This window comes from Corynebacterium sp. HMSC077G07 (genome assembly GCF_001809225.1).
GTDB classification, from domain to species: domain Bacteria; phylum Actinomycetota; class Actinomycetes; order Mycobacteriales; family Mycobacteriaceae; genus Corynebacterium; species Corynebacterium jeikeium_D.
Window position 1 is genome coordinate 167173 of record NZ_KV796533.1, and the last position, 24891, is coordinate 192063.

Genomic DNA, 24891 nt, shown 5'->3' on the forward strand with positions numbered 1-24891 from the left:
CCCTAAAGAACACAATTCCCTCTCACACTCCGCACTATGCGGAGTCACTTAAACCAAGGAGATCTCCCCATGACCGCGACATTGAAGAACCACGCAGAACAGCGCACTGCTGATCCTTCGAAGCTGCCGGAGGGCTTCACCACTGTGCCGGCACCATACGGCAAGGATGTTGTCGATGCTGATGGCAACAAGATGAGCCACGTGTTCGGCGCCGGTGTCGAGCAAGGTGCCGCTCCACTTCGCGATGAGACTCTCGGTGAGAACCTGCGTGCGATTGTGGAGAAATTCCCGTCTCGCGACGCCGTCGTTGACGTCTACGCGGATGTCTCCTTTACCTTTGAGCGTTTCTACAACCGAGTTCTGCGTCTGGCCAGCGCTTTCATCCGTGAGGGCTACCGTCCAGGAGATCGTATCGGCATTTGGTCCACCAACCGCTGGGAGTGGACCGTGGTGCAGTACGCCTGCCACCACATCGGCCTGGTGCTGGTCAACATCAACCCGGCTTACCGCCAGCACGAGCTGAACTACGTGTTGGAAAAGGCAGGTGTGCGTATGGTGTTTGCCGCCCGCCGCTACAAGGACTCCGATTACCGAACCATGCTGATCGAGGCCTCCAAGCAGCGCGGTGTGCGCCTGGACAAGGTCATCTACTTCGGCTCCTCCGAGTGGTACGAGCACATGCACAGCGAAATCGATGACCTGAGCGAGTACACCTCCCAGCTGAAGCCGGATGATCCGATCAACATCCAGTTCACCTCGGGCACGACAGGCTTTCCCAAGGGCGCTACGCTGACGCACCGCAACCTGCTGAACAATGGTTACTTCATCGGTGAGCTGTTGGGCTACACCGAGGCCGACCGCATCTGTGTGCCGGTGCCGTTCTTCCACACCTTCGGCATGGTGATTGGCACCTTCGCTGCCTTCACCCACGGTGCCGCTATTGTCATTCCGGCTCCGTCGTTTAAGGCGCGTGAAACGCTCAAGGCTGTGCACTCGGCTAAGGCCACCAGCCTCTACGGCGTGCCGACGATGTTCATCAATGAGCTTGAAGAAGCCCACGACCAGGAGGAATACGGCTCCCCTTACGACCTGTCGCTGCTGCGCACAGGTGTGATGGCAGGTACCTCGTGCCCGTCGAAGACCATGCGTGATGTGATGGACAAGCTCAATATGCGTGAGATTGCCATCTGTTACGGCATGACCGAGACTTCGCCGGTGTCCTTCCAGACCCGCGCGGATTCCCCGCTGGAAAAGCGCGTCAACACCGTCGGGCAGATCATGCCGCACCTGGAAGCCCGCATCATCTGTGAAGAAACCGGCGAGACCCTACCACGAGGTGAACAGGGCGAGGTCGTCGTCCGTGGATACTCCGTGATGAAGGAGTACTGGGAGCACCCGGAAAAGACTGCCGAGGCCATCGACGCCGACGGCTGGATGCACACCGGCGACTTGGGTGTGCTTGACGACGAGGGCTACCTGTCCATCACCGGACGTATCAAGGACATGCTCATCCGCGGTGGTGAGAACATCTACCCGCGCGAGATTGAAGAGTTCCTGTTCACTCACCCGGCTGTTGTCGATGCACAGGTCATCGGCGTGCCGGATGACAAGTATGGCGAAGAAATCATGGCATGGGTAATTCTGCACGACGATGTGGAAGACCTCACCGCTGAGGACGTGGCGGCCTTTGCCCACGGCAAGCTGTCGCGTCACAAGATTCCGCGCTACGTCCACGTCGTCGAGGAGTTTCCGATGACCGCGTCGGGCAAGGTTCGCAAGGTTGAGATGCGTGAGATGGCTCCGCGAATCCTGGGCTGGGTGTAGAACAATGTCAAAAACAACTGATCAGACCGGTCGCGAGCTTGTCGCAGGCCTCGTCACTGATGGAATGACCCTGGCAGTCGGCGGTTTCGGCCTTTGCGGTGTGCCATATACCCTCATCGAGGGCGTGCGCGACTCCGGGGCAAAAGACCTCACCATCGTGTCCAACAACATGGGCATTGACGGTACTGGGCTCGGCATTCTGCTGGAGAACAAGCAGGTGGCAAAGGTAGTGGCCTCCTACGTCGGCGAGAACAAGGAGTTTGCTCGCCAGTACCTCGAAGGAGAAATCGAGGTGGAGTTCACCCCACAGGGCACTCTGGCAGAGCGTCTTCGCGCAGGTGGCGCAGGTATTCCCGCGTTCTACACCGCAACCGGCGTCGGCACGCTCGTTGCAGAGGGCAAGCCCCACGCCGACTTCGACGGACAGACCTACGTGCAGGAGCGTGGCATCGTTGCCGACATCGGCCTGGTGCACGCCTACCACGGCGATATTGACGGCAACCTTGTCTATCGCCGGACCGCGCAGAACTTCAACCCGCTGTGCGCAGCATCCGGCAAGGTGACCGTTGCAGAGGTGGAGTACTTGCTTGGCCGCGGCGAGATCGACCCGGATCTGGTGATGACTCCGGGTGTGTATATCCAGCACATCGTTCGCGGTGACGGACGCGAGAAGCTCATTGAAAAGCGCACAACTCGGCCACGCAATACCGATTCCAGCCACGATGCCGGTGACGCGGCAGCAGGGGAGGAGATTTAAATGGCACCTGCGAAGACAATTATGGACAAGGGCTGGAGCCGTGACGAGATGGCACAGCAGGCCGCTGAAGAGCTGCGCGATGGCGACTATGTGAATCTGGGTATCGGCATTCCGACACTGGTGGCAAACCATATTCCCGAAGGCGTGCGCGTTCTGCTGCAGAGTGAAAACGGAATTCTGGGAATGGGTGCCTTCCCATATGAAGGCGAAGAGGATGCTGACCTCATCAATGCGGGGAAGCAGACCGTGACATTGGTGCCGGGCGCGGCAATCTTCGACTCCGCCACCAGTTTCGGCATGATTCGCGGCGGTGCCGTGAAAATGGCCGTGTTGGGTGCGATGGAGGTGAGCCAGTGCGGTGACCTGGCCAATTGGATGATTCCGGGAAAGATGGTCAAGGGCATGGGCGGTGCGATGGACTTGGTCGCCGGTACCCCTCGAGTGGTGGTTTTGACCGATCATGTTTCCAAAGATGGCAAACCAAAATTGGTAAAAGCCTGCGAACTGCCCCTCACAGGTGCAAAAGTAGTGAAAAGGATTATTAGCAACCTGGGAAGCTTCGATGTCGCTGATGATCACCTGGTGCTACGCAGGCTGGCACCTGGGGTGACGCTGGCAGATATCGAGGCCAACACCGAAGCCGCATACGTGGTTGACCTCGAGAATTAAATACGCAGCAATCATGGTCAGTCCACACTCATCAGTTTTGACTTAGGAGAATCCATCCATGAGTAACCTTCCAGCTCCCAGCCCGAATGATGTCGTTATCCTCGCTGGTGCCCGCACCCCGCAGGGCAAGCTGCTCGGTCAGCTGGCACCGCTTACTTCCGTCGAACTTGGCGCTCATGCTGTCAAGCACGCTGTCCAGCGTTCCGGCGTTGCCCCGGAAGAGGTTCAGCACGTCGTTCTGGGCCAGGTGATTCTCGCAGGTGCTGGCCAGAACCCGGCTCGACAGGTCGCCATTAAGGCGGGTCTGCCATGGAATACGACTGCTGAGATCGTTAACAAGGTCTGCCTCTCGGGCCTAAACGCTGTCATTCACGCCGCTCGCTTGATTCGTCTCGGTGATGCAGACGTCGTTGTTGCAGGTGGTCAGGAGTCCATGACGCACGCTCCGCACGTTGCACGCGGTGTTCGTCAGGGCAAGTCCTTCGGTGCGCTGAAGCTGGAGGACACCTTGGAGCGCGACGGTCTGGTCGACTCCTTCGATGGTGTGTCCATGGGTACGCTTACCGACGGTCCGAACAGCGACCTCGGCATTAGCCGCGAGCAGCAGGACGAGGTTGCGGCCGCTTCTCACCAGCGTGCGGCTAAGGCGCAGGAAGACGGTATTTTCGCGCAGGAAATCGCTCCAATCGAGATTCCGCAGCGCAAGGGTGACCCGGTAGTTGTCGACACCGACCAGGGCATTCGCCCGGAGACCACGGTGGAGACCCTGGCTAAGCTGCGCCCGGTCTTCCTGAAGGAAAACGGCACCATCACTGCCGGTAACTCCTCGCCGATTTCCGACGGTGCCGCAGCAGTTGTGCTGGCATCGCGTGCTTACGCAGAAAAGCACGGACTGGACTACCTCGCAGTTGTGGGCAAGGCTGGCCAGACCGCAGGTCCGGATAACTCCCTGCACGCTCAGCCTGCGGACTCTTTGAAGGAGGCCCTGCGTCGCGCTGAGTGGGACGCGCAGGAGCTCGACTTCATCGAGATCAACGAGGCATTTGGTGCGGTGGCCGTCAAGTCCCTGCGTGAGCTGGACTACCCGCTGGAGAAGACCAACATCCACGGTGGCGCGATTGCCCTCGGCCATCCGATTGGCTGCTCTGGTGCCCGCCTGACTCTGACCGCTGCGATGGAGCTGAACCGTCGCGGTTCGGGTCGCGCTGGTGTGTCCCTGTGCGGTGGCGGCGGTCAGGGCGATGCGCTGCTGCTGTACCGCGACTAATCGCGAAAGGCTGAAAAACTCAGCAAGCCCGCGTTGTGGTTTCCACTCTATGGATGCCACAACGCGGGTTTTGTTGTCTCCTGGGGGAGCCCCTGCGCGAAGGTGATTCGAGTTTTCAATTAGGTTAGGAGCTATGACAGGCTTTAGCTCCCTCGATGGTGAACAGACCTTCCCTTGGCTTCCCTCTGGCCCGGCGCTACTCTTCGCCCCGGCTGACCGTCCGGAACGTTTCCAGAAAGCTGCTGAACGATCGGACATGGTCATCATTGACCTGGAAGACGGCGCTGCCGTTGACAATCACGAGCAGGCACGTGCGAACATCATCAACAATCCGCTCGACCCGGAGACGACTATTCTTCGGATCACCGGTCCCGGGACTCCGACCTTCGCGGAGGATGTCGCCTTTGCCCGTGCATGTGATTACGACATCGTCATGGTGCCCAAGATTCGAGACTCCATCCCCGCAGAGCTCGAGGGGTTGAAGATCATCGCGATGATTGAAACCCCGCAGGCCATGATTAATATCCAGCAGATTGCCACGCACCCGGACGTTGTGGGTCTGTTCTGGGGTGCCGAAGACCTGACCGCCGAACTCGGCGGGGTGTCCTCGCGGCAGAGTGTGGATGAAAACCCACGTCGCCACTACCGAGACCCGCAGCGTCTGGCGCGAGCACTTGTTCAGGTCCATGCAGCTGCAGCGGGCATTGCCGCCATTGATGCCATTCACGCTGATTTCCGGGATGAGCGTGGCCAGTATCTCGAGGCACTCGACGCAGTGGGGTGCGGATTCCTGGCTACTGCCTGTATTCACCCGGCGATGGTGCCACCGGTGCGTAAGGCATACAAGCCGTCGGACGCAACGCTGGCCCGCGCCCGGGAGATTGTCAAGCACGCTGGAACGCATACCGGCGCCTTCCAGCTCGATGGTGAAATGATTGACGCGCCCGTCGTAAAGCAAGCCGTGGCAGCGCTCGCGCGAGCGGGAATTACGGAGTAACTAGCGGCGAGATTTCGCCAGGTTCTCGGTGACCTTCCGATCGATGCGGCCGAAGTTGTAGTACGCCGCACAAGCGCCTTCGGGGGAGACCATGCAGGTGCCGATGGGGGTCGCCGGGGTGCAGGCAGTGCCGAAGACCGCGCACTGCCAGGGCTTGATGTGGCCGGTGAGCACAGAACCGCATTCGCAGGTCACGGGATCTGGGATACGGCGCCCCGGCACCTGGAAACGACGCTCGGCGTCGAATGCCGCGTATTCCTCAGAGATGCCGAGGCCGGAGTTTTCAATCCAGCCGAGGCCACGCCACTCGAAGGTGTCGCGGAGAGAAAAGACGCGGTCCATAAGTTTCTGCGCGGTGGTGTTGCCGGAGGAGCGAACGACGCGCGCGTACTGGTTGTCCACCCGCGACTTACCGGCAGCAACGTCGCCGCTGACGAATTGATCCAGCAGCATGACGACGGCCTGGAGCACATCCAATGGCTCAAAACCGGTGACCGCCACTGGCAGATTAAACTCGCGCGGCAGGAACTCAAAGGCGTCCGTGCCGGTGGTTGTAGCCACGTGACCTGGGCCGATGAAACCATCGACCTTGGTTTCGCCGCCGTTGACGATGGCGCGCAGTGGCGGCTCGATGAGTACGTGGTTGGAAAATACGGAGAAGTTTTCCACCCCCTGCCGGCGCGCGGCCTCAACGGTCACGGCAGTCGACGGGGCGGTTGTCTCAAACCCGACGGCGAAGAAAACGACCTGCTTATCGGGGTTATCGGTGGCAATCTTCAGCGCGTCGAGAGGCGAGTAGACAAAGCGCACATTGGCGCCGCGCGCACGTGCCTGCATCAGCGACGTTTCGGACCCCGGAACACGCATCATGTCGCCGAAGGTCGTGAAAATGACGTCTTCTTGCTGTGCCAGCCAAATGGCATCGTCGACGCGGCCCATGGGGATGACGCAGACGGGGCAGCCGGGCCCGTGGATCAGCTCGATGTTCTCGGGTAGGAGGTTTTCCAAGCCGTAACGGTAAATGGTGTGCGTGTGCCCGCCACAGACTTCCATCAGCGCGATGGGCTTTTCCAGCTTGGTGGCCTCGCGTTCAATGCGTGCGAGCAGCTTCTTCGCAGCGGCGGGGTCGCGGAATTCGTCAACGTATTTCATGGTGCCGTCCAGCCCCTCAGTTGATCTGTGACGATGAGAAGGATTCCAGCTCATCCTCGTAAGTGTCGCCGCCTAGCTGTTTGATTTGCTGGAGCGAAAGTCTGGCTTCTTCCTCGTCGATCTTGCTCATGGCGAAACCGACATGTACGAGAACCCAGTCACCGGCGGTGAGGTTCTCGTCAACAAGTAAATCGGTGGAAATCATGCGTGCGACGCCACCAATTTCCACTGTTGCACGGGCAGCATCGTGGACTTCTGTGATGACGGCAGGGACACCAAGACACATACGCTTCTCCTCGTTTGCAATACTTATCGAGACTACCATCAGAGGCAGCGAACCTCGTTTTCGAAGGACGAGTGACGCAAGCAGTTTTGTCCGCCACCAGCTGTGAAGTTAGGGATAGTGAGCATGCAGCCGAAGAATCGTCTGAACACCAACGAAGCCAAGGTAAACACCAATATTGGTCGCGTTCGGGCACGTCCGTTCAGGCTTCTCGACGATTACGTCACCTTGCAACACGGCTCCGGTGGAAAGGCCTCCGCAGCTCTGGTTGAACAGGTCTTTTTCGACGCCTATGGCAATGAAATTTTAGGGCAGGGTGGCGACTCCGGGCTGTTCGCTGCCGAAGCCGTCGTCGAGGCTGCGGCAGCTTCTGCACATGGTGGGGCGCGGTTGGCAATGTCCACCGACTCCTATGTGGTCAATCCCATCGAGTTCCCGGGCGGCGACATCGGGGATTTGGCCGTCAACGGCACGATTAACGATCTGGCGGTAGCTGGAGCCAGGCCCCTGGCGCTGACCGCATCGTTCATTCTGGAAGAGGGGCTGGAGATTGCGACTCTGCGCCGCATTGTGGCGAGTATGCGCGTCGCTGCCGATGCCGCAGGGGTGAGCATCGTCGCCGGCGACACCAAGGTTGTGCCGAAGGGCGCAGGTGACCAGGTCTACATCACCACGGCCGGGATGGGCGTGGTCCGCGGCGACTACGCCGGTGCCGCTACGAAAGGATCTGTCTACGCAAACATCGAGGCCGGAGACCGCATCCTCGTCTCCGGTCCAATCGCCGATCACGGCATGGCCGTCATGCTCGCCCGCGGCGACTTGGCTCTGGCCGCGCCTATCGAGTCCGATACCCGTGCCGTCAACGGCCTGGTCGAGGCACTACTTGAAGCTGCCCCCGGCACTCGCTGGATGCGCGATGCCACTCGTGGCGGCCTCGGCACGGTCGCCAACGAGCTCGCCCGTGGCACCGGTCTTGGTGTCGTACTTGACGACGATTCCATTGCGGTCCGTGAAATGACCCGTGGCGCCTGTGACATGCTCGGCATAGATCCGCTCTACGTCGCCAATGAAGGCACCTTCGTCGCCGTTGTCCCCGCCGGGCAATCCGAGGCAGCGCTCAGTGCGCTCCACGCAGCCGGGGCTTCCGAGGCTTGTGATATCGGCTCCATCGAGGACGAGCCCGCCGCTTCCGTGGTACTGGTCACCGGATTCGGTGGCACCCGCATGGTGGACATGTTGGTCGGCGACCCGCTGCCGCGCATCTGCTAGACATCCATGCCCGTTGCCGCCAGCAGGCGGCCGGCCACCGCCTGACCAAGACTCAAGCCGCCATCGCCCGGTGGCACAATTTGATGCTGCAACAGAGTAAAGCCCTCAGCTGCAACTTCGCGCCGCAGCAGCTCCATCAACAGCGCATTATTCGCGCAACCCCCGCTGACGCCGACAACATCGGTGCCGGCTTCCTCCGCAGCCTGCACCAATCGCTTGCCGACGACACCCGCGACCCCACCGTGAAACACAAATGCGGCCTGCTCAGCGTCAGGCGATGCTACCGCCTCCCGAATGGCGTCCTGGAAGGGCACTGGCTTGGTCTCTGAACTGACCGCTTCAAGCGCTTCCGCATGTGACCTCACGTAGCGAGTCGCCGCTGCCTCCAACTCCATGGCCGCTTGCGCCTCGTAGCTGATGGCTCCGCCACCGCGCCAGCGAGGAAGCAGCAGTGCTGCGGCGGCATCGAATATGCGGCCGAGAGATGAAGTTTGCACTGTGCCAACTCCCGTCGCCAACTGGCTTTTAACCAGGGCTACTTCGCGCTCGTTGGAGAGGTTGCGCACAAGGTGGTCGTCGTGAAGCTCCCATGCGTGAGTGAGACCGAGGGCGAGCCTCCACGGGTGCGTGACGGCGCGATCTCCACCGACCAACGGGAAAGTGGGGCAGTGCCAGGTGCGTTCCCAGTTTGCGGAACTGCGACTGAGCGTGAGGATCTCGCCGCCCCAGATGGTGCCATCAGTGCCGTAGCCGGTGCCGTCGAGGGTGGCGACGACGGCACGGCCCGCGTTCAGGGAAAGGAGACGGTGCTCGGCGAGTAGGGAAAGCGCGTGGGCGAAGTGGTGTTGAACCGCGAGCAGCTCGATGTCGTGCTCGGCGGCGAAGCGTTCGGCGAAGGCGGTAGTGGCGTAGTCCGGATGCAGATCGCAGACGACAAGCTCCGGGGTTGCGTCACGCATGGAAAGCAGCTGGTCAACTGCTCTCTGGAAGGCCTTCTGACTGGCCCACGAACCCATGTCGCCAATGTGCGCGGAGACGTGAGCGAGGTCCCCATGCGCGATAGCGAAAGTGTTCTTCAGCTCTCCGCCGGTCGCGAAAATGGTGGGTTGGGACGTGCTCCGGGCGCTGGTGCCAGGGCCAGGGCCAGTGTGGCTACGAGAATCGGTGGGCGTGATTGAAACGGGGACGGGAGCGAAGCCGCGGGACCGGCGCGATGGGGCGGTGCCGATGAAAACCGAATCTTCAACGGGTACGTGGATTTCGCGGTCGTGGAGGATGAAAGCGTCGGCGATGTGACCGAGCTTCTTCAGCGCGTCGGCATTGTCGGTACAGACGGGCTCGCCACTGAGGTTGCCGCTGGTGACCACGAGCGGGCGATCGCAAAGCAGCAGGTGAATGCCTGAGTACGGAAGCATAATCCCGAAGCTGTCGAGGCCCGGTGCGATGAGATTGGAAAGCGGCCCCGACCGCTGCTTCGGTGCAATCACAATCGGTGCCTCAGGGGAGTCGAGGAAACGCTTCTCCTGCTCAGTTAACTCAACCAGTTGGGCAGCGGTGTCAACAGTGGGGGCCATTACCGCTAACGGTTTGTCGGGTCGACGTTTGCGCATCCGTAGTTTCTCGCAGGCAGCGTCATTGGTGGCATCGCAGACCAGGTGAAAACCACCAATACCTTTGACGGCGAGCAGGGCGCCGTCGTCAAGCAGTGCGTGTGCGCGACGAAAGAGCGCGAGAACCTCCTCGCGGGAGGTGGCGGTGGCGGTGCCGCCTGCATCGTGCCAGCTCAGACGCGGGCCACAGTCGAAGCAGCTGATTGGCTGAGCGTGATAGCGGCGGTCGGTGGGGTCGGTGTACTCGCGCTCGCACGGGGTGCACATCGGAAAGGCCGCCATAGTGGTGCGCGGGCGGTCGTAGGGCAGTTCAGTGATGATGGACAGGCGCGGTCCGCAGTTGGTGCAGGAGATGAAAGGGTAGAGGTAGCGCGGGTTGGTAGGGTCGAAAAACTCACGGCGGCAGTCCGGGCACAGTGCAGTGTCGGGCGGAAGCAGTGCGCGGCCGGAGTAGCTGTGGCGAGAGGGCACGATGGTGAACTCGCGCTCATGGCCCAGTGTCGCGATGTGCTCGGCGGAGTGATTGATGATGCGGGCAAGCGCCGGCAGTTCGGTGAAAAGCTGGCTGCGGAAGGCAGCGAGGGCGTCCGGTGGGCCTTCTACCTCGATGAATACGCCCTGCTCATCGTTGCCACAGAAGCCGACGAGACCCGCGCGCCGGGCGATGGTGGCGACAAAAGGGCGGAATCCGACCCCCTGGACGATACCTTCGATACGCCAGCGAATGCGTTGAATACTCGTACCCATCCCCGCCCCGGTCGCGCCTGCCTTTTCCATGCATTCAACTTTACGTAAGCGGCTCGGGTCCGTTCGCACTGCTAGTTTGGAGATTGTGCACGAAGTAGCGTTGAGCATGCAGTTAGCGAAGGTTGTCACGAGAGCAGCCGAAGGTCGAACTGTACGCACTGTGCACCTGCGGATAGGCGCTCTACGGCAGGTTGTGCCAGAAACCCTTTCATACGCGTGGGATTTCGTCAGTCGCGATACCGGTTTGGGGGACGCGAAATTGGATATTGACTGGGTACCTGCGGTTGTCGAATGCGCGCACGGGCATCGCGAACAGGTGGGGCCACTCGACGGCCTGCTGTGCCCCACGTGTGGAAAGCCAGGACGCGTAATCTCGGGGGAAGAGTTCACAATCGTCGACATCGACGTCGACACGCACAAGTAGGAAAGACGGTTTTATCATGGGACGTTTCCACCGGCATGACGGCGATGACGCACACCACCATCACCACCATCATCATGACCACGACCATGACCACCATCACGGCCATGACCACGTTCATCTCGCCGATCCCGATGACACTAGCCACGGCGACCACTCAGGTTATGAAACCGGCGTGGAACGCGTGACCATCCTCGAGGACATCTTCAGCGAAAACGACCATCGCGCGGAGCACAATCGCGAGCTGCTTGCTGAACATGGCGTGGAAGCCATCAACCTGATGAGCTCCCCGGGCTCAGGCAAGACTGCGCTGTTGGAGAAGACACTGGCGGCTGCGCAGGGAAAGCTGCGCGTCGGCATTATCGAGGGCGATATTGAGACGGCTCTCGATGCCGACCGCTTGGAGGGCTACGGGGCACAGATTTCGCTGCTGAACACGGGCAACGGATTCGGTGGTGAATGCCACTTGGACGCCCCGATGGTCTCCCGCGCGCTCGAGGGGCTGGATTTGGCCACGCTTGACCTGGTCATGATTGAAAATGTGGGAAACCTTGTCTGTCCGGCTGAGTTTGAGGTCGGTGAGACTCGTAAGGCAATGGTCTACTCCATCACCGAGGGGGAGGATAAGCCGGTCAAGTACCCGGTGATGTTCCGCTCTGTGCAGGTAGTGGTTATCAACAAGATGGACCTTGCCCCGTACCTTGACTTCGACATGGAGCTCTTCCGCGCCAACCTGGAAAAGGTCAATCCAGGCGTGAAGGTGATTGAGGTCTCCGCTAAGACCGGGGCGGGCATCGACGAATGGCTCCGTTGGGTCAACCCTGCGCTGGTTGATTAAGCGCGCGCCGGGGGCCGTCGTGAAGCAATGGGGGCGTCACAGCATGCTTGACGACGGCCCCGTTACCCCCCCTCGCTTCGCTCCACCTTAGTGGGGGATAGGTGATATCCCGCTGTAATCTGCGGCGGTTTTTCACGTTCACTACCTGTACCTGGAGCTATATTTACGCAACATTTATCTTGCATATTATTTTGTTATAACCGCAGCGCAGCACCATTATTCAGGTTGTTCTTAGGTCGCTATACTTGGCCATGTATAGGCAATGGGCCTGGGTAGTTGTAAAACCTCGAAACCAATATTCCTAATAACTAAGCAGAAGGCGCAGCGAAAAAATGATTAGTGGCGCGAATTGGCAGGAAGGGACCCTCGGCGAAAACCTCGCTAGAGCTGGTGTCTCACGGCGCAGTTTCATGAAGTTTTGTGGCACTATGGCGGCAATTTTTGCCGCCGGAACTCCGAATGTCGGTGAGGCTGCGGCGCAGTCACTGACTCCCTCGGCGGAGGAAATCGCAGATAAGCTCTCGGCTGTAAAGAAGCCGAAGGTGGCTTGGCTGCAGTTGCAGGAATGTACCGGATGTATGGAATCCGTATTGCGTTCCGGAGGCACCACTGCTGAAGATGTGGTGCTGAACCTGGTTTCGATGGACTACAACGAGCTGCTCATGGCACCGTCCGGGCATGCGGCTGAAAAGGCTTTGGACGACATGAATGCCGAGGATCACATTCTGGTGGTCAATGGCTCGATTCCGACCGGCGAGAACGGTGCGTACTGCACCATTGGCGGTAAGTCGGCAGAACAGGTGCTGCTCGAGGCTGCTGAGAAGGCCACGGCAATCCTGGCCGTTGGTGCCTGCGCAGTCTGGGGTTCTGTCCAGGCTGCTAAGCCGAATCCGACCGGTGCCAAGGGTGTCGATGAGATTATCAAGGGCAAGCCGGTGATTAACGTCTCTGGTTGTCCGCCGATTGGTGAGGTGATTACGGCCACCCTGACGTACGTACTCACTTATGGCAAGACACCGGAGGTCGACGCTGAGGGGCGGCCAAAGTTTGCCTATGACCAGCGTATTCACGACTCCTGCCCGCGTCGTGCGCATTACGATGCCGGTCAGTTCGTGAAAACCTTCGACGACGAGGGCGCACGCAACGGTTGGTGCCTTTACGAGGTCGGCTGTAAGGGGCCATCCACGTTTAGCCCATGCCCAATCGTGCAGTGGAACCTTAAGTCCGGTTGGCCAATCGGTGCTGGTCACCCATGTATTGGCTGTACTGAGAAGGACTTCTTCGACCAGTTCACTCCGTTCTACGACAAGCTGCCGGGAATCCCGGGTATTGGAGTGGAGTCCAGCGTGAACAAGGTCGGCGTTGGACTGCTGGCTGCCACTGCCGCGGGTGCCGCGGTCCATGGCGGACTCACATTGGTGAAGGAACTGAAGATAAGGCGCTCCAACGGCGAAGAAAAGGTGTTGGCTGCGTTTGGTGGTGTGGAAGGCCGGAAGCCACCGATGGTCGACCTTCCTTCAAACGCACCAGGCACGCAGAGCGAGACAGCATCCGATTCGAAGGACAACTAAGGGGGCATAGGACATGGCTACGGAAAAAGTTGTAATCGACCCGATTACCCGAATCGAGGGACACCTTCGCATTGAGCTGGAACGCGAGGGAGACCAGATCAAAACCGCGTGGAGTGAGACTACTCAGTTCCGCGGTATCGAAACCATTGTGAAAAACCGCGATCCTCGCGATGTCTGGGCATTCGTTGGTCGTATCTGTGGTGTGTGCACGGGTACTCACTCGGTGGCGTCCATTGCCGCTGTCGAAGATGCCATTGGCTCGACACCGCCCCCGCAGGCACGTCGTATTCGCGACCTGGTGATTGGCTCGCAGGAGATTCACGACCACGTCGTGCATTTCTACCATCTTCACGGTCTGGACTGGATTGATGTCACGAAGGCTCTCGAGGCCGATCCGAAGAAGACCGTTGAGTTCGCGCAGTCGATCGGTTCGACGTGGAAGGGCAATAACGAAGAAACCTTCGCCCGGGTCAAGGAGACCGTGCAGGGCATTGTGGACTCCGGCCAGCTGTCCATCTTCACCGGCGGCTACTGGGGACATGAGGACTACCGCTTGCCGCCCGAGGCCAACCTGATGGCAGTGTCGCACTACCTCGACGCCTTGGCTTTCCAGCGCTCTATCATCCGCATTAACACCGTCTTCGGCGGTAAGAACCCACACCCGAACTTCCTGGTCGGAGGCATGGCGTGCTCCATCGACCCGGAACGCTCGGAGACTGTCAACCAAGTCGGCATTGATCAGATCAAGTCCTGGATCGACGAGATCGTGGAGTTCGTCAATGACTGCTTCTACCCAGATGCAGTCGCCATCATGAGCGTTTACAAGGACTACTTCGACATCGGTCGCTCCTCCGACAGCTTCCTGGCGGTAGGCATGGCCGGCGCCACTTACTCCGGCGACCCGGCTAAGTCCCGTGTCCAGACCGTGCATCCAGACATCAAGCCCGGTGTCATTCTCGACGGTGACTACACCAAGCTCCACCCATTCCAGCCGGAAAAGATCGAGGAATTCATCAACTCCGCCTGGTATACGCAGGAAGCCGGCGATGATGTCGGCCTCAAGCCGTATGACGGCGAAACAACTGTGAACTACACCGGCCCGAAGCCGCCGTACGAGTGGTTGTCGGACAATGAAAAGTACACCTGGTCGAAGGCGCCGCGTTACGACGGTCGCGCTGTTCAAGTTGGCCCGGTTGCTCGTGTGCTGTTGGCATACCTGCAGAAGGAGCCGGAGACAATGCGCCTGGTCGACGAGGTCATGGATAAGCTCGACCTGCGCATTGAGCAGATGAACTCCACTGCGGGACGCACCTACGCACGTGCTGTGGAGTCTGTGACCACCGCCAATTACTTGGCAGATCACATTTTCCCGGAGTTCGTTGAGGCCCTGAAGAACGGCGACATCGATGTCTTCGACAACAGCTGTTGGGAGCCGACCACGTGGCCGGAAAAGTGCCAGGGCGTGGGCTTCCTCGAGGTCGCTCGTGGCATGCTCAGCCACTGGGTCAAAATTGAAAATGGCAAGGTGACCAACTACCAAGCCGTGGTTCCCACCACGTGGCTGGCCGGTGGCCGTGACCCGAAGGGGCAGCTTGGCCCATACGAGCACGCGCTGGCTGGCGATGGCACACATCCGCTGGTTGATCCCGAGCAGCCGCTTGAACCACTTCGCACGATTCATTCCTTCGATCCATGTATGGCCTGCGCAGTCCACATTTTGGATCCGGCTGGTCAGGAAATGTTTAAGGTGACGACGGCATGACACCCCCAGTGAGTGAAAATCCGGAACTGCGACTAAAAGATTCCAAGGGCAACCCCCTGGTTATTGCGGTTATTGACGCACACACCAGCCACTGGTTGTCGCCATCCGAGGTCATTCAGGCCGCAGCAATTGTCCCGGACGACTCCCGCGATCCTGTCGACCTTGCGCTAAAGGTCAGCTTGCGTCGTCGTCGTGACGATCTTTTCCACCTCGACGGCACGCCACTGATGAAACTGACCCCGGATTCCTACGACCCGGCGACGCCTGACCGCCGTTACTCCATTGCCAAGGTGCACGGCCTCAACATTGCGGATCAAACGGTCGATGTCGCCATCATGCGCGGTGAATTGAATGCGGTCGTTGAGGCATCCACGATGTCCCGTGAGGAAGGCGTTCTACTTCGTCGTAACGCGAACATGCATCATGGTCGCGGGCACCGCAGCATGGGCGTCGCGCTTGCGCCCATTGACAAAGACGGAAATATCATCGGAGAGTTCATCTTCGAAGGATTCGTGGCAATGGGGCTGCGGAAACTCGACGAGGCCATTGCGGAGAACAAGAAGGGCTCCGGTTCGTGGGTCGAGGTTCACCTGTGGGGATGGGCGCTGCGCGTTCAACATTGGTTGAACCTGGCGCTGATGTTGGTGATGACCTTTACTGGCTGGTACATCATGCAGCCCTATTTGACTGAGCGCACCTATGACGGCTCGGCCGCGGGATTCGCGATGGGATATGTCCGTTTCGCGCACTTCTTAGCCGGATTCCTATGGATCGCGGTGGGGCTATGGCGTGTCATTCTGCTGTTTGTTACCCACGACCGACAAACACGATGGCGTGCGCTATGGCCGATTTATAACAAGCAGGATGTTAAAGACCTCTGGCACACGATGCAGTACTACCTCTTCCTGCGCAAGGAAGGGCCGTTCTACTTCGCACACAATCCGCTGCAGCAGCTGGCGTACACCGGCATTTACGCGATGTGTTTCATCCAGATGCTCACAGGTTTGTCGCTATACGCGATGATGGACCAGTCCAACTGGTTCTTCCAGCTGTTGGCTATGCCCACGCACTGGATTGGCATCGGCTACTTCCGCCTGATTCACACAATCATCATGTACCTGATTTGGCTCTTCGCCATCATTCACGTCTACCTGGTTATCCGCTCTGATGCGGTACACAACCACGGTGGTCTGTCCTCGATGATTGGTGGCTCTGTCTGGCTACCGCGCGGCACGCAACCGGTTGACTCTCCACGCATTGGATAGGAGATCATTGGGTAACGATAAGGTGTCCGACGCAGTCACCGGTGCTGATGCTGGCACTCCGTTGGTGACGGTTCTTGGCATCGGCAACCCCGTCATGGGCGACGACGGCATTGGTCTCGAGCTGCTGAGGCGCCTTGCCCCAGAACTGGAATCTGCAGGCATGGGGCAGACAACGCAGGCCGGGGATTCTGCGCATCTGGTCTGGTCGCCCTCCAACCTCGATGATCCTGCGAACCTCGCCGGGCGAGGGGACGAATGGACGGGTGCGGTTGCCTACATCGATGGTGGCACCTGCGGTATGGAGTTGCTGCCCATCGTGCAGGAGGCCAAGAACCTATTGTTGCTCGACGCTCTCGCTGGTCCGGGGGATCCCGGTACCGTCGTCAAGCTCGTCGGTGACCAGATCCCTAGACTATTGGCGGCAAAGCTGTCCGCGCATCAGGTCGGCTTGCTGGATTTGCTCACCGCGGCGCGACTGCTGGGGCAGGAGCCTGAGCGCGTCGGTGTGGTGGGAGTGGTCTACGAGTCTGCCGACATGGTGGTGGGGCTCAGCAACACGGCACTTGGCGGCATTGAGGAGGCGACTGAGGTTGCGCGCGAGCTCATCGACAGCTGGCTTGCCGACGAGCGCGACAGTGACGTCTAACCCTCGCCCTCAGCGCTGACCTCAATACTGGAGATTTCAAACTCGCGGCCGTGCCGCAAATCCGCAGTTGGGGTGCCGCAGACAGGGCAGGTTAGAGCATAGAATTCATCAATTTCATGCTCAGCCTCGCAGGTGGGGCAGTAGACCGTCGAGACAATGAGCTCGGCATCTAACTCGGCGCCCTCACACTGCGTCGCGGCACTGGCCACAGGCCATGCGGCGATGAGGGAATCGTAGACGACCCCGGAGCGGTCGCCCACACGCATTGACACCTTTGTCACGGTACGTCCCGGGCAGACCTCGGCAATCTTTTCCACCACGCTGGTCAACAATCCAAGCTCATGCACAGATACCATTATGGCGAAGCACTCAGCGCGAAGGAGGCGCAGGCGGACCATGTCATCCAAATCCGTTCCGGTTACCCAGCACATCCAGCTCGATGAGCTTGTTGACCCATTCGAGGCACGACTGGATGTCTATCGCGATGACAACGGCGCCATCACACAGGTGTCCTTCGACCTTTCAGGGCTGCCGCGTATCGACGGGATGCTCGTGGGCAAGCAGGCATTAGATGTGCCAGATATCACCAAGCGGCTGTGTGGCCTGTGCCCGGTTGTGCATCATCTTGCAGGTGTACGGGCGGTGGAGGACCTCTACGGGATTTCCGATATTCCCCGCACCGCACAGTTGATTCGAGAGCTGCTGGCGGCCGGGTCGGCCTTGGATAATCTAGCGACCAAGTTTGTGGCCGCCGACCGCGAGGGGGCGCGGGCAATGAAGCGTGCGGGAAAAGCTCTGATGCGTGCAGCGGGGGCACCGTCGCACTTCCCGGATGTCGCCGTCCCCGGCGGTGTGCGCGCGGCAGTGGATAAGACGCTTGTTTCTGAGGCCGAAAGTGCTCTGGAGGCGCTGGCTGAGACGGCGGTAATCAAGGAAGTGGAGCTTCTTGCCGCCCCCGATGCTTCTGATGCTTGGACGGATACTTTTGACGGTCTCGACGTCGCAGTCGTCGACGCTGACGGTGAACTTGCTCCGCTGGGAAATTACCTGGCAGTCGCGCGGCACGACACCGATACCGCAGCGCAGATTTTCCCGGCTGCTGATTGGCCTACACGTGTTCGGGAATCCCGTCCGGGCGATGCCGCTCCCAGGCCGGTGTTTGATGCCTCGAAGGAGCTGGGCAAGGATGGTTGTGAAGGTCAGCGGGCAGATTTTTACCGGGTGGGGCCGGTCTCCAGGCAGGTTGTCGTCGATAAGCGTGGAATCAGCCCACGCGACGCCCAACGCCAGCTTCTCGCCGACACCGTGGCCTGGGCGAAGCGGGTGCTTGCCGACGGGGAGCTGCTCGGCGACCATGTGTGCAATCCGAATGCTGCGACGGCGATTGAGAATGCTGACTTTGAAGAACCTCGCAGCGGTGTCGGGATGATCGACGGGCCGCGCGGGCTGTTAGTGCATCGTTATACGGCAGGAGCTGACGGCATCATCACGGATTGTCAGATTATGACGCCAACTGCGCAGAATGAACCCTGGCTGACGCGTATGCTCACCGAGCAGCTGCGCGGTGGCGGGGAGACTGCGGGGGTCGAGAAGTCCATTTGGGCCGCTGATCCGTGCCTACCGTGTAGCTCGGCACCTGCGGGAGTGATGACATTCACGATGCAGGAACATGCCGGTGCACCTGCGGACAATATAACAACGGATAGCCCTGGTTCGGCGGACGCCCCGACTGTAGTGGAGAGGACGAAGTAACACGATGTGTCTTGGAATTCCTGCTCAGGTTCTGGCAATCGCCGATGGTCCATTGCCGATGGCGACGGTGGATATGGCGGGGCAGAAGCGGCAATGCTCGGCAATGTACGTGCCTGAGCTGGTGGCAGGTGATTGGGTGTTCGTCCAGAACGGATTCATCATGAACGTGCTGGACGAACAGGAGGCCAAGGAGTCCTTGGCCGCAATTGAGGAATATAACCTCATCGAACATGTCGCTGAGGTCTCCCCGAAGGGACGGACCTAGTTCACGCAGGTCACGCCGGCGGCGTCGATAGCGGGGCGATCTTCCTGCGGAATTGCCCCGCCTTCCTGGCCGATGACATCGCCATTGGAACCATCTTCGACTTCAGGCGCGGGTTCGGCACCGTCGCCCGAATCAGCGGCCATTCCCTCTGATGTCAATCCCGGGCCTTCGTAGTCACCGGCAATTGTCACTGAGATGTGGTGTGGATCGAGGTATGGATCGTGGACAATCGGTACGCCACCGAGTGCTTCAGAGATGGCCTGAGCTGCCGGATCCTCTGGGTCAGCCGCATTGATCTGGCTGGAGGCAACGCCGGCGAACTCAGCGTTGCCGACCTCTCCCTGGGTGTAGCCCTTTTCCGTTAAGAAGCCTGAGACGCCGCTGGCCAAACCTTCGATGCCTGTGGCGTTGTAAACGCTGACTGTAGTTTCAGCCGCGTTGGGGTCAGCCTTCTTTTCGTCTTCTTCCTTCGCCGGAGCTTTTTCTTCCTTGGTGCCCAGCAGGGTCTCGAAGTACTGGTGAACCTGGCCCTTATCGATTGTGACCACCGACTCGCCATAGTCACCGACACCGTCAATCGAGGTCACCGGGATAGTTTCAAACTTCACGTTGCCACCACTGAGGCCCTGCATCTGGGTGGCAAATCCGGTGACATCCCAGTTGTCGTCGAGCACCACCGAACGCTGGACGGCGTTGCCCAGTTCAGACAGCTTCGCGGGATTAGACAGCGTGCCAGCGCCGAGCAGCTTATTGGTGAACGAGGCCATGAAGACCTGCTGGCGAGTAATTCGGTCGAGGTCACCGCGGGGCAGACCATGGCGCTGGCGGACGAATGAGAGCGCGTCGGCGCCCTTCAATGTCTGTGAGCCCGCTGGGAAATCTGCACCCGAGAACTCGTCGTAGACAGCCTCATTCAGACATACATCGACACCGCCGATGGCATCGGTGAGCAGGACGAAGCCGAGCAGGCCAACTTCTGCGTAGTGGTCAACGGTGATACCGCTGAGGTCGCTAATGGTTTCAATCAGAGCTCTACGTCCGGCCTCGGTCGAGCGACGCTCAATGTCTTCCGGCGAGGCCCCGCTTCCTGCGAGTTCCTCTTCCACCATTTGCTTTGTGTTGCCGTAGACACCATTAATCTTTGTGTTGCCTAGGCGATTGGTGTGGACATAGGTATCGCGCGGAATGGAAATTGCCGTCGCTGAAGAACCATCGGCAGGAACACGAATCACAATAATCGTGTCTGTATTCGTGGCTTCTTCGTCGCCAGCACGCAGAAGCTCAACTTCTTCCGGAGTCAGCGGGTTGCCCTGGGCATCGGTGCGAGAGTCGGAGCCGACGAGCAGAATATCGGTTGCACCGTCCTTCTCACTGCCCAGACCGAAGTCGCCACCCGAACCCAAGTTGTCGGTGGTCCTACCAAGTGTCCACCAGCCAACTGCGGAAATAACCAGGATAATGGCTGAGAGCAGCACAAGCGCATTGCGTAGCATCGGCGGCCAAGCTTGGGCTGTACTCTCTGCAGAGGACGGTGGCGCTTGAATATCGCGTGCGTGACGCGCGCGTGGCGTGTGGCTGCTCAAACCGGGGCTCCTCTTAAACCGTTTTTCGAAAATATAATTTGTGCTGCATGTCTGCGTGGGCATTCCACACATCGTGGAGGGCAGTAAGCAGCTGCGGAAACTACATAAACCTTAACCGTCCAACCGTGTGCGGTTGCACCTCAACACAGTGTCAATCCGTATCCGGTTACACCTCAACACAGTGTCAATCGTATCTACGATAGTGATAAAGAAGAATATGTCCGAAATTTCAGTCTCGCATTTCGCCACTCCTGGACCAACCCACAGCAACTCGCGGCGTCCCATTGTCGCCATAACTGGCGCGGCGGGACAGCTGGGTACTGCGCTTCAGCGTGATTCTTTCGCCGCCGATGTTGAGGTGCTCGCTCTTACGCGGGCACAGTTGGATATCACTGATTCGGCTGCTGTGGAGGCAACGCCTCTGCTTGACGACGTCGACATCATCATTAACGCGGCAGCGGCGACCGATGTCGATGGCGCAGAATCCGATCCCGGTTCGGCGCACCTTATCAATGCACTTGGACCGAAGTACTTGGCGGCTCGGGCGAAAAAAGAAGGCGCGTATCTCATTCACATCTCCACCGACTATGTCTTCGGTGATGTAGCAATCGATGAGATGACGGGGCAGCGCCGAGCGCTGCGAGTTGATGATTTCACCGCGCCTCAGACTATGTATGGTCGTACCAAGTTAGTGGGGGAGAATAATGTGCGTGATTCGGGTGCGCGTTTCGCTATTTTGCGCACGGCGTGGGTCTGGTCGGGGCCCACACAGCCGGAGGCCAAGGACTTCGTTTCCACGATGATGCGTCTGGCAGAGACGGCGACTGACGACAAAGGCAATCCGGCAATTATTAAGGTCGTTGACGATCAGCACGGAAACCCCACATTTGTCGGTGATCTCGCCGGAGCTATCTGGGAGTTGTCCGAACGTGTGTTGTCCGAACCGAGCAGCGCACCGACCGGCACCTTCCATGTCACGGGCAGCGGTGAGGCGACATGGTTCGAAGTGGCTCGCGAAGTGTTTCGGCTCACCGGTCACGATCCGCAGCGTGTGGCGGCTTGTACCAGCAGTGAGTTCCCACGTCCGGCCCCGCGTCCGGCCTGGTCCGTGTTGGATGGTTCGGCATGGAGTGAGGTAGGTCTACATGCGCTTCCGGAGTGGCAGGACACTTTGCGGGCAGTCCTGACCTAGGGTCTAGGTTTGTGATTGAAACCTCGAATTCCCCGCAACCCTCGCAGCTTCCGCTCGGTGTGGTCACCGTGACCTTTTCGCCCGGTGAGCACCTGAGCAAGCTGGTGGATTCGCTGGGCCCCGCCGCCAGTGCCTCCACGCGTCTGATTATGGCCGACAACGGCTCGACGGATGGTTCCGTGGAGAAGGAAGAAGCTCGGGCCAAGGAGACCGGAGCGGATGTTCAGCTTCTGCGCACCGGCGGCAACATTGGCTATGGCGCGGCCGCCAACCGTGGCATTGCGGAGCTGGGGCGGGCTCGCCGTGCTGGTGAAATCAATCCTGATTACGTCATGCTGGTCAACCCTGACGTGGTGTTTGCCCCTGGCGCAATCGATGTTCTGTTGGAATGCGCGCAGCGCAATCCCAAAGCTGGAGCGATTGGTCCGCTGATTCGCGAGGCGGATGGCAGCGTGTACCCGTCGGCACGCGCGGTTCCTAAACTTGTCAGCGGTATCGGACACGCGCTGCTTGCCGATATCTGGCCTACTAACCCTTTCTCACGTCACTACCGGGATGACACGGATATGGATCGTGAGCGATCGGCGGGATGGTTGTCGGGCGCATGCCTGCTGCTGCGGTGGGATGCGTTCGACCAGATTGATGGCTTTGATACCCGCTACTTCATGTACATGGAGGACGTGGATTTGGGTGACCGACTGGGCAAGGCCGGTTGGAGCAATGTTTTCTGTCCCCGTGCAGAGATACGTCACGCGCAGGGACATTCTGCCAGTAAGCACCCGGAAATTACCGTAAAGGCCCATCACGAGTCGGCATACCGTTTTATGTCAGATCGCCTGCCGGGGCCGGCGCTGGCACCTGTGCGACTGGCATTGCGTTTGGGGCTGTTCCTGCGTGGCAAAGTCATAATCGCGGTCAAAAAGCGTAGGAATTAATTAACTGTTGGAATGATCCATCGAAGAAAGTTACCGATTTCATGACTACCGAAGTTCGTCCGAGTGCTGGGCATGGCTCCGCCTTCCAGCCGGGAGCGGATGCTGCACAGCAGGCGGGAGCCACGTTGGCTGAACAGACTGACGCTGTCATTCTGGTTGGCGGGCAAGGTACGCGTTTGCGTCCCCTTACCGTGAATACGCCGAAGCCGATGCTGCCCACGGCAGGGCATCCATTCCTGGAGCATCTGCTTGGCCGCATTCGTGCAGCAGGTATGAAGCACGTGGTATTGGGCACCTCCTACCGAGCTGAAGTATTTGAAGAACACTTCGGCGACGGTTCGGATTTGGGTCTCGAAATTGAATACGTCTTTGAGGCTGAGCCGCTGGGAACCGGTGGCGGTATCCGAAACGTCCTAGACAAGCTGCGCTATGACACCGCGATGATTTTCAACGGCGATGTCCTCGGCGGTACCGACTTGCGTGCGGTGTTGGGTACTCACGCGGAGAAGGATGCGGACGTCACGATGCACCTCGTACGTGTGCCGGATCCACGCGCGTTCGGCTGTGTCCCGACCGATGAGGATGGGCGCGTCCTGGAGTTCCTGGAGAAGACCCAGGATCCGCCAACCGATCAGATTAATGCCGGTATCTACGTGTTCCGCCGCGAGATTATCGAATCGATTCCGGCTGGTCGTCCTATTAGCGTTGAGCGTGAAATCTTCCCAGCGCTGCTTGACCGCGGTATGAACGTCTACGGTCACGTTGATTACGCCTACTGGCGTGACATGGGGACTCCGGGTGACTTCGTCCGCGGCTCCTCTGATTTGGTCCGCGGTATCGCGCCGTCACCACTTCTAGAGGGTAAGCACGGCGAAGCGCTTGTCGACGAATCTGCGTCGGTCGGTGGCGGTGCTCTTCTCTACGGTGGCTCTGTTGTCGGCCGTGGGGCGGAGATTGGTGCGGGAGCTCGGATTGATCAATCGGTGATCTTCGACGGCGCACGCATCGGTGCCGGTGCTGTAATCGAGCGCTCTGTGATTGCCGATGGTGCCGATATTGGCCCGCGAACGGTCATCAGTGATGCCATTATCGGCGAGGGTGCCGTCGTTGGTGCGCGCTGTGAATTGATCAACGGTATCCGTGTGTGGCCGGGCGTCCAGATCCCCGATCACGGAGTACGTTTTTCGACGGATGTCTAGTCTGCAGCCTTCGGCGTGTCAGACTTTTGTCGGCAATATCTGATTAGAGTTGCCGAAGTGTCGCCAAAGTTGCTGGTGAGAGGCATGTGGTGAATGTGATTGAGTTTGGGTGGCAGGTTTAGGGTTCGGGCACCATCCTTCAACCTGAACTTAATCCCCAACGCGGGGGGAGGGGCTTCAGGGGCAATGAAAAGTATTGGGGCAAATTCTCTATTCGGCTTGACCGATGGTGGGTTACACGTGTGTAATCACAAATGTGTGTTTCGCACACTAAGCCCAATTTAAAGACCCGCAGCAACAACCATCAGGAGGCCCTCGGCATGGAAAAGTCCAGCATGTTTGATGGCGGCTCTGCTGTGGATAGTGAGACGAATGCGGGTGACATCGCTGTGAATGATAGCTCCTCTGAAAACCAGCCTCGGCCGTTGACAGAGTGGGCAGATGACCTTTCGGGGTTGTTTGAAGCCGTCGATCAGGACTGGCAGGAGCAAGCTCTGTGTGCCCAGACCGATCCAGAAGCTTTCTTCCCTGAGAAGGGTGGATCCACTCGCGAAGCAAAGCGTATTTGTCGTGCTTGTGGTGTGCGAGATGAATGCCTGGAGTTTGCTCTCGAGCATGATGAGCGCTTCGGTATTTGGGGTGGCCTCTCTGAGCGTGAGCGCCGCCGTTTGAAGCGGCAGATTGGCTAGGATCGCGCGGCTAGTTTTTCGTGTGCACGCAATGCCACAGTTTCCCCTTGGGTAATACCCTGGGGGATTTTTCGGTGAACGAGTTTTTCCTGCTCTCTAGGGTTAATAGACGAAAATATGTCCGCTCAGCATGTCGCTGGGTGGGCCCTTTTGTCGCTTAGTTCTTAATGCGAGTTACTGACTGCGTTTATGACAAAA

23 protein-coding genes are annotated in these 24891 nt (G+C 59.3%); 18 read left to right on the forward strand and 5 right to left on the reverse strand.

The annotated features are described in order from the left end of the window. The first annotated feature begins 69 nt into the window (after nucleotides 1-69). The 5 genes from HMPREF2562_RS05470 to HMPREF2562_RS05490 all read left to right on the forward strand — a co-directional run bounded on the left by HMPREF2562_RS05470 (nucleotide 70) and on the right by HMPREF2562_RS05490 (nucleotide 5514). Nucleotides 70-1824: an AMP-binding protein gene (locus tag HMPREF2562_RS05470; RefSeq protein WP_016422174.1), complete on the forward strand. Its 1755-nt coding sequence runs from the start codon at nucleotides 70-72 to the stop codon at nucleotides 1822-1824. 4 nt (nucleotides 1825-1828) lie between these two features. Then, nucleotides 1829-2581 (forward strand): CoA transferase subunit A, encoded by a 753-nt coding sequence (locus HMPREF2562_RS05475; RefSeq protein ID WP_016422175.1) that lies wholly within the window; start codon nucleotides 1829-1831, stop codon nucleotides 2579-2581. Further along, nucleotides 2582-3250: a CoA transferase subunit B gene (locus tag HMPREF2562_RS05480; RefSeq protein ID WP_005509864.1), complete on the forward strand. Its 669-nt coding sequence runs from the start codon at nucleotides 2582-2584 to the stop codon at nucleotides 3248-3250. It begins immediately after the preceding gene. A gap of 58 nt (nucleotides 3251-3308) precedes the next feature. Continuing rightward, nucleotides 3309-4517 carry an acetyl-CoA C-acetyltransferase gene (locus HMPREF2562_RS05485; RefSeq protein WP_038627863.1) on the forward strand — a complete coding sequence of 403 codons (1209 nt, stop codon included), beginning with the start codon at nucleotides 3309-3311 and terminating at the stop codon, nucleotides 4515-4517. Between the two features lie 133 nt (nucleotides 4518-4650). Next, complete coding sequence (locus HMPREF2562_RS05490) at nucleotides 4651-5514, forward strand: HpcH/HpaI aldolase/citrate lyase family protein (protein WP_016422177.1); 864 nt, start codon at nucleotides 4651-4653, stop codon at nucleotides 5512-5514. On the opposite strand, the gene hypD is transcribed toward HMPREF2562_RS05490, so the two are convergent. Together hypD and HMPREF2562_RS05500 are read right to left on the reverse strand one after the other, a co-directional pair. After that, entirely contained in the window at nucleotides 5515-6666 is a 1152-nt protein-coding gene (gene hypD / locus HMPREF2562_RS05495; protein WP_049172770.1) for a hydrogenase formation protein HypD, read from the reverse strand. 16 nt (nucleotides 6667-6682) lie between these two features. Then, nucleotides 6683-6952 carry a HypC/HybG/HupF family hydrogenase formation chaperone gene (locus tag HMPREF2562_RS05500; RefSeq protein ID WP_049172773.1) on the reverse strand — a complete coding sequence of 90 codons (270 nt, stop codon included), beginning with the start codon at nucleotides 6950-6952 and terminating at the stop codon, nucleotides 6683-6685. Between the two features lie 123 nt (nucleotides 6953-7075). Between HMPREF2562_RS05500 and hypE the strand changes: the two genes are divergently transcribed. Continuing rightward, a complete protein-coding gene (gene hypE / locus HMPREF2562_RS05505) occupies nucleotides 7076-8218 on the forward strand; it encodes a hydrogenase expression/formation protein HypE (RefSeq protein ID WP_049172775.1) in 1143 nt (380 codons plus the stop codon). Here the strand turns inward: hypE and hypF are convergent. Further along, nucleotides 8215-10605, reverse strand: a complete 2391-nt coding sequence (gene hypF / locus HMPREF2562_RS05510; RefSeq protein ID WP_080971512.1) for a carbamoyltransferase HypF — start codon at nucleotides 10603-10605, stop codon at nucleotides 8215-8217. The genes hypE and hypF overlap by 4 nt on opposite strands. Nucleotides 10606-10681: 76 nt before the next feature. On the opposite strand from hypF, the gene HMPREF2562_RS05515 reads away from it, so the two are divergent. The 6 genes from HMPREF2562_RS05515 (at nucleotide 10682) to HMPREF2562_RS05540 (ending at nucleotide 17078) form a co-directional block, all read left to right on the forward strand. After that, a complete protein-coding gene (locus HMPREF2562_RS05515) occupies nucleotides 10682-10999 on the forward strand; it encodes a hydrogenase maturation nickel metallochaperone HypA (RefSeq protein ID WP_081636710.1) in 318 nt (105 codons plus the stop codon). A 16-nt stretch (nucleotides 11000-11015) separates the two neighbouring features. After that, nucleotides 11016-11834 (forward strand): hydrogenase nickel incorporation protein HypB, encoded by an 819-nt coding sequence (gene hypB / locus HMPREF2562_RS05520; protein WP_042388459.1) that lies wholly within the window; start codon nucleotides 11016-11018, stop codon nucleotides 11832-11834. Nucleotides 11835-12166: 332 nt separating this feature from the next. Continuing rightward, complete coding sequence (locus HMPREF2562_RS05525; RefSeq protein ID WP_070549734.1) at nucleotides 12167-13405, forward strand: hydrogenase small subunit; 1239 nt, start codon at nucleotides 12167-12169, stop codon at nucleotides 13403-13405. A 13-nt stretch (nucleotides 13406-13418) separates the two neighbouring features. Further along, nucleotides 13419-15167, forward strand: a complete 1749-nt coding sequence (locus HMPREF2562_RS05530) for a nickel-dependent hydrogenase large subunit (protein ID WP_049191152.1) — start codon at nucleotides 13419-13421, stop codon at nucleotides 15165-15167. After that, nucleotides 15164-16432: a Ni/Fe-hydrogenase, b-type cytochrome subunit gene (gene cybH / locus HMPREF2562_RS05535; RefSeq protein WP_016422187.1), complete on the forward strand. Its 1269-nt coding sequence runs from the start codon at nucleotides 15164-15166 to the stop codon at nucleotides 16430-16432. The genes HMPREF2562_RS05530 and cybH overlap by 4 nt, the downstream gene beginning before the upstream one ends. Nucleotides 16433-16493: 61 nt before the next feature. Beyond that, the gene (locus HMPREF2562_RS05540; RefSeq protein WP_049191165.1) at nucleotides 16494-17078 is read left to right on the forward strand and encodes a hydrogenase maturation protease; all 585 of its coding nucleotides are present in this window, start codon (nucleotides 16494-16496) and stop codon (nucleotides 17076-17078) included. Here the strand turns inward: HMPREF2562_RS05540 and HMPREF2562_RS05545 are convergent. Further along, a complete protein-coding gene (locus tag HMPREF2562_RS05545) occupies nucleotides 17075-17434 on the reverse strand; it encodes a hydrogenase maturation nickel metallochaperone HypA/HybF (protein ID WP_172954599.1) in 360 nt (119 codons plus the stop codon). The genes HMPREF2562_RS05540 and HMPREF2562_RS05545 overlap by 4 nt on opposite strands. Nucleotides 17435-17474: 40 nt before the next feature. On the opposite strand from HMPREF2562_RS05545, the gene HMPREF2562_RS05550 reads away from it, so the two are divergent. Beyond that, nucleotides 17475-18830: a nickel-dependent hydrogenase large subunit gene (locus HMPREF2562_RS05550; RefSeq protein ID WP_070549735.1), complete on the forward strand. Its 1356-nt coding sequence runs from the start codon at nucleotides 17475-17477 to the stop codon at nucleotides 18828-18830. Between the two features lie 4 nt (nucleotides 18831-18834). Continuing rightward, the gene (locus tag HMPREF2562_RS05555; protein ID WP_070438465.1) at nucleotides 18835-19095 is read left to right on the forward strand and encodes a HypC/HybG/HupF family hydrogenase formation chaperone; all 261 of its coding nucleotides are present in this window, start codon (nucleotides 18835-18837) and stop codon (nucleotides 19093-19095) included. Here HMPREF2562_RS05555 and HMPREF2562_RS05560 read toward each other — a convergent pair. Next, a complete protein-coding gene (locus HMPREF2562_RS05560; RefSeq protein ID WP_016422192.1) occupies nucleotides 19092-20678 on the reverse strand; it encodes an LCP family protein in 1587 nt (528 codons plus the stop codon). The genes HMPREF2562_RS05555 and HMPREF2562_RS05560 overlap by 4 nt on opposite strands. Nucleotides 20679-20895: 217 nt before the next feature. On the opposite strand from HMPREF2562_RS05560, the gene rfbD reads away from it, so the two are divergent. From rfbD to HMPREF2562_RS05580, 4 genes are all read left to right on the forward strand, one after another. Further along, complete coding sequence (gene rfbD / locus HMPREF2562_RS05565) at nucleotides 20896-21870, forward strand: dTDP-4-dehydrorhamnose reductase (RefSeq protein ID WP_070549736.1); 975 nt, start codon at nucleotides 20896-20898, stop codon at nucleotides 21868-21870. A gap of 11 nt (nucleotides 21871-21881) precedes the next feature. Further along, nucleotides 21882-22805, forward strand: coding sequence for a glycosyltransferase family 2 protein (locus HMPREF2562_RS05570; protein ID WP_069359449.1), 924 nt, complete (start codon nucleotides 21882-21884; stop codon nucleotides 22803-22805). A gap of 41 nt (nucleotides 22806-22846) precedes the next feature. Beyond that, nucleotides 22847-24004, forward strand: a complete 1158-nt coding sequence (locus HMPREF2562_RS05575) for a mannose-1-phosphate guanylyltransferase (protein WP_048731655.1) — start codon at nucleotides 22847-22849, stop codon at nucleotides 24002-24004. A 320-nt stretch (nucleotides 24005-24324) separates the two neighbouring features. Then, nucleotides 24325-24693 carry a WhiB family transcriptional regulator gene (locus HMPREF2562_RS05580; protein WP_005510060.1) on the forward strand — a complete coding sequence of 123 codons (369 nt, stop codon included), beginning with the start codon at nucleotides 24325-24327 and terminating at the stop codon, nucleotides 24691-24693. Nucleotides 24694-24891: the final 198 nt, after the last annotated feature.

Coding starts and splice junctions, on each gene's coding strand:
- HMPREF2562_RS05575 (WP_048731655.1), top strand. CDS start 22,847: ATGACTACCGAAGTTCGTCCGAGTGCTGGGCATGGCTCCGCCTTCCAG.
- HMPREF2562_RS05550 (WP_070549735.1), top strand. CDS start 17,475: ATGTCATCCAAATCCGTTCCGGTTACCCAGCACATCCAGCTCGATGAG.
- HMPREF2562_RS05580 (WP_005510060.1), top strand. CDS start 24,325: ATGGAAAAGTCCAGCATGTTTGATGGCGGCTCTGCTGTGGATAGTGAG.
- HMPREF2562_RS05545 (WP_172954599.1), bottom strand. CDS start 17,434: ATGGTATCTGTGCATGAGCTTGGATTGTTGACCAGCGTGGTGGAAAAG.
- HMPREF2562_RS05525 (WP_070549734.1), top strand. CDS start 12,167: ATGATTAGTGGCGCGAATTGGCAGGAAGGGACCCTCGGCGAAAACCTC.
- HMPREF2562_RS05500 (WP_049172773.1), bottom strand. CDS start 6,952: ATGTGTCTTGGTGTCCCTGCCGTCATCACAGAAGTCCACGATGCTGCC.
- HMPREF2562_RS05515 (WP_081636710.1), top strand. CDS start 10,682: ATGCAGTTAGCGAAGGTTGTCACGAGAGCAGCCGAAGGTCGAACTGTA.
- HMPREF2562_RS05480 (WP_005509864.1), top strand. CDS start 2,582: ATGGCACCTGCGAAGACAATTATGGACAAGGGCTGGAGCCGTGACGAG.
- hypD (WP_049172770.1), bottom strand. CDS start 6,666: ATGAAATACGTTGACGAATTCCGCGACCCCGCCGCTGCGAAGAAGCTG.
- HMPREF2562_RS05470 (WP_016422174.1), top strand. CDS start 70: ATGACCGCGACATTGAAGAACCACGCAGAACAGCGCACTGCTGATCCT.
- HMPREF2562_RS05530 (WP_049191152.1), top strand. CDS start 13,419: ATGGCTACGGAAAAAGTTGTAATCGACCCGATTACCCGAATCGAGGGA.
- hypE (WP_049172775.1), top strand. CDS start 7,076: ATGCAGCCGAAGAATCGTCTGAACACCAACGAAGCCAAGGTAAACACC.
- rfbD (WP_070549736.1), top strand. CDS start 20,896: ATGTCCGAAATTTCAGTCTCGCATTTCGCCACTCCTGGACCAACCCAC.
- cybH (WP_016422187.1), top strand. CDS start 15,164: ATGACACCCCCAGTGAGTGAAAATCCGGAACTGCGACTAAAAGATTCC.
- hypF (WP_080971512.1), bottom strand. CDS start 10,605: ATGGAAAAGGCAGGCGCGACCGGGGCGGGGATGGGTACGAGTATTCAA.
- HMPREF2562_RS05490 (WP_016422177.1), top strand. CDS start 4,651: ATGACAGGCTTTAGCTCCCTCGATGGTGAACAGACCTTCCCTTGGCTT.
- HMPREF2562_RS05555 (WP_070438465.1), top strand. CDS start 18,835: ATGTGTCTTGGAATTCCTGCTCAGGTTCTGGCAATCGCCGATGGTCCA.
- HMPREF2562_RS05475 (WP_016422175.1), top strand. CDS start 1,829: ATGTCAAAAACAACTGATCAGACCGGTCGCGAGCTTGTCGCAGGCCTC.
- HMPREF2562_RS05485 (WP_038627863.1), top strand. CDS start 3,309: ATGAGTAACCTTCCAGCTCCCAGCCCGAATGATGTCGTTATCCTCGCT.
- hypB (WP_042388459.1), top strand. CDS start 11,016: ATGGGACGTTTCCACCGGCATGACGGCGATGACGCACACCACCATCAC.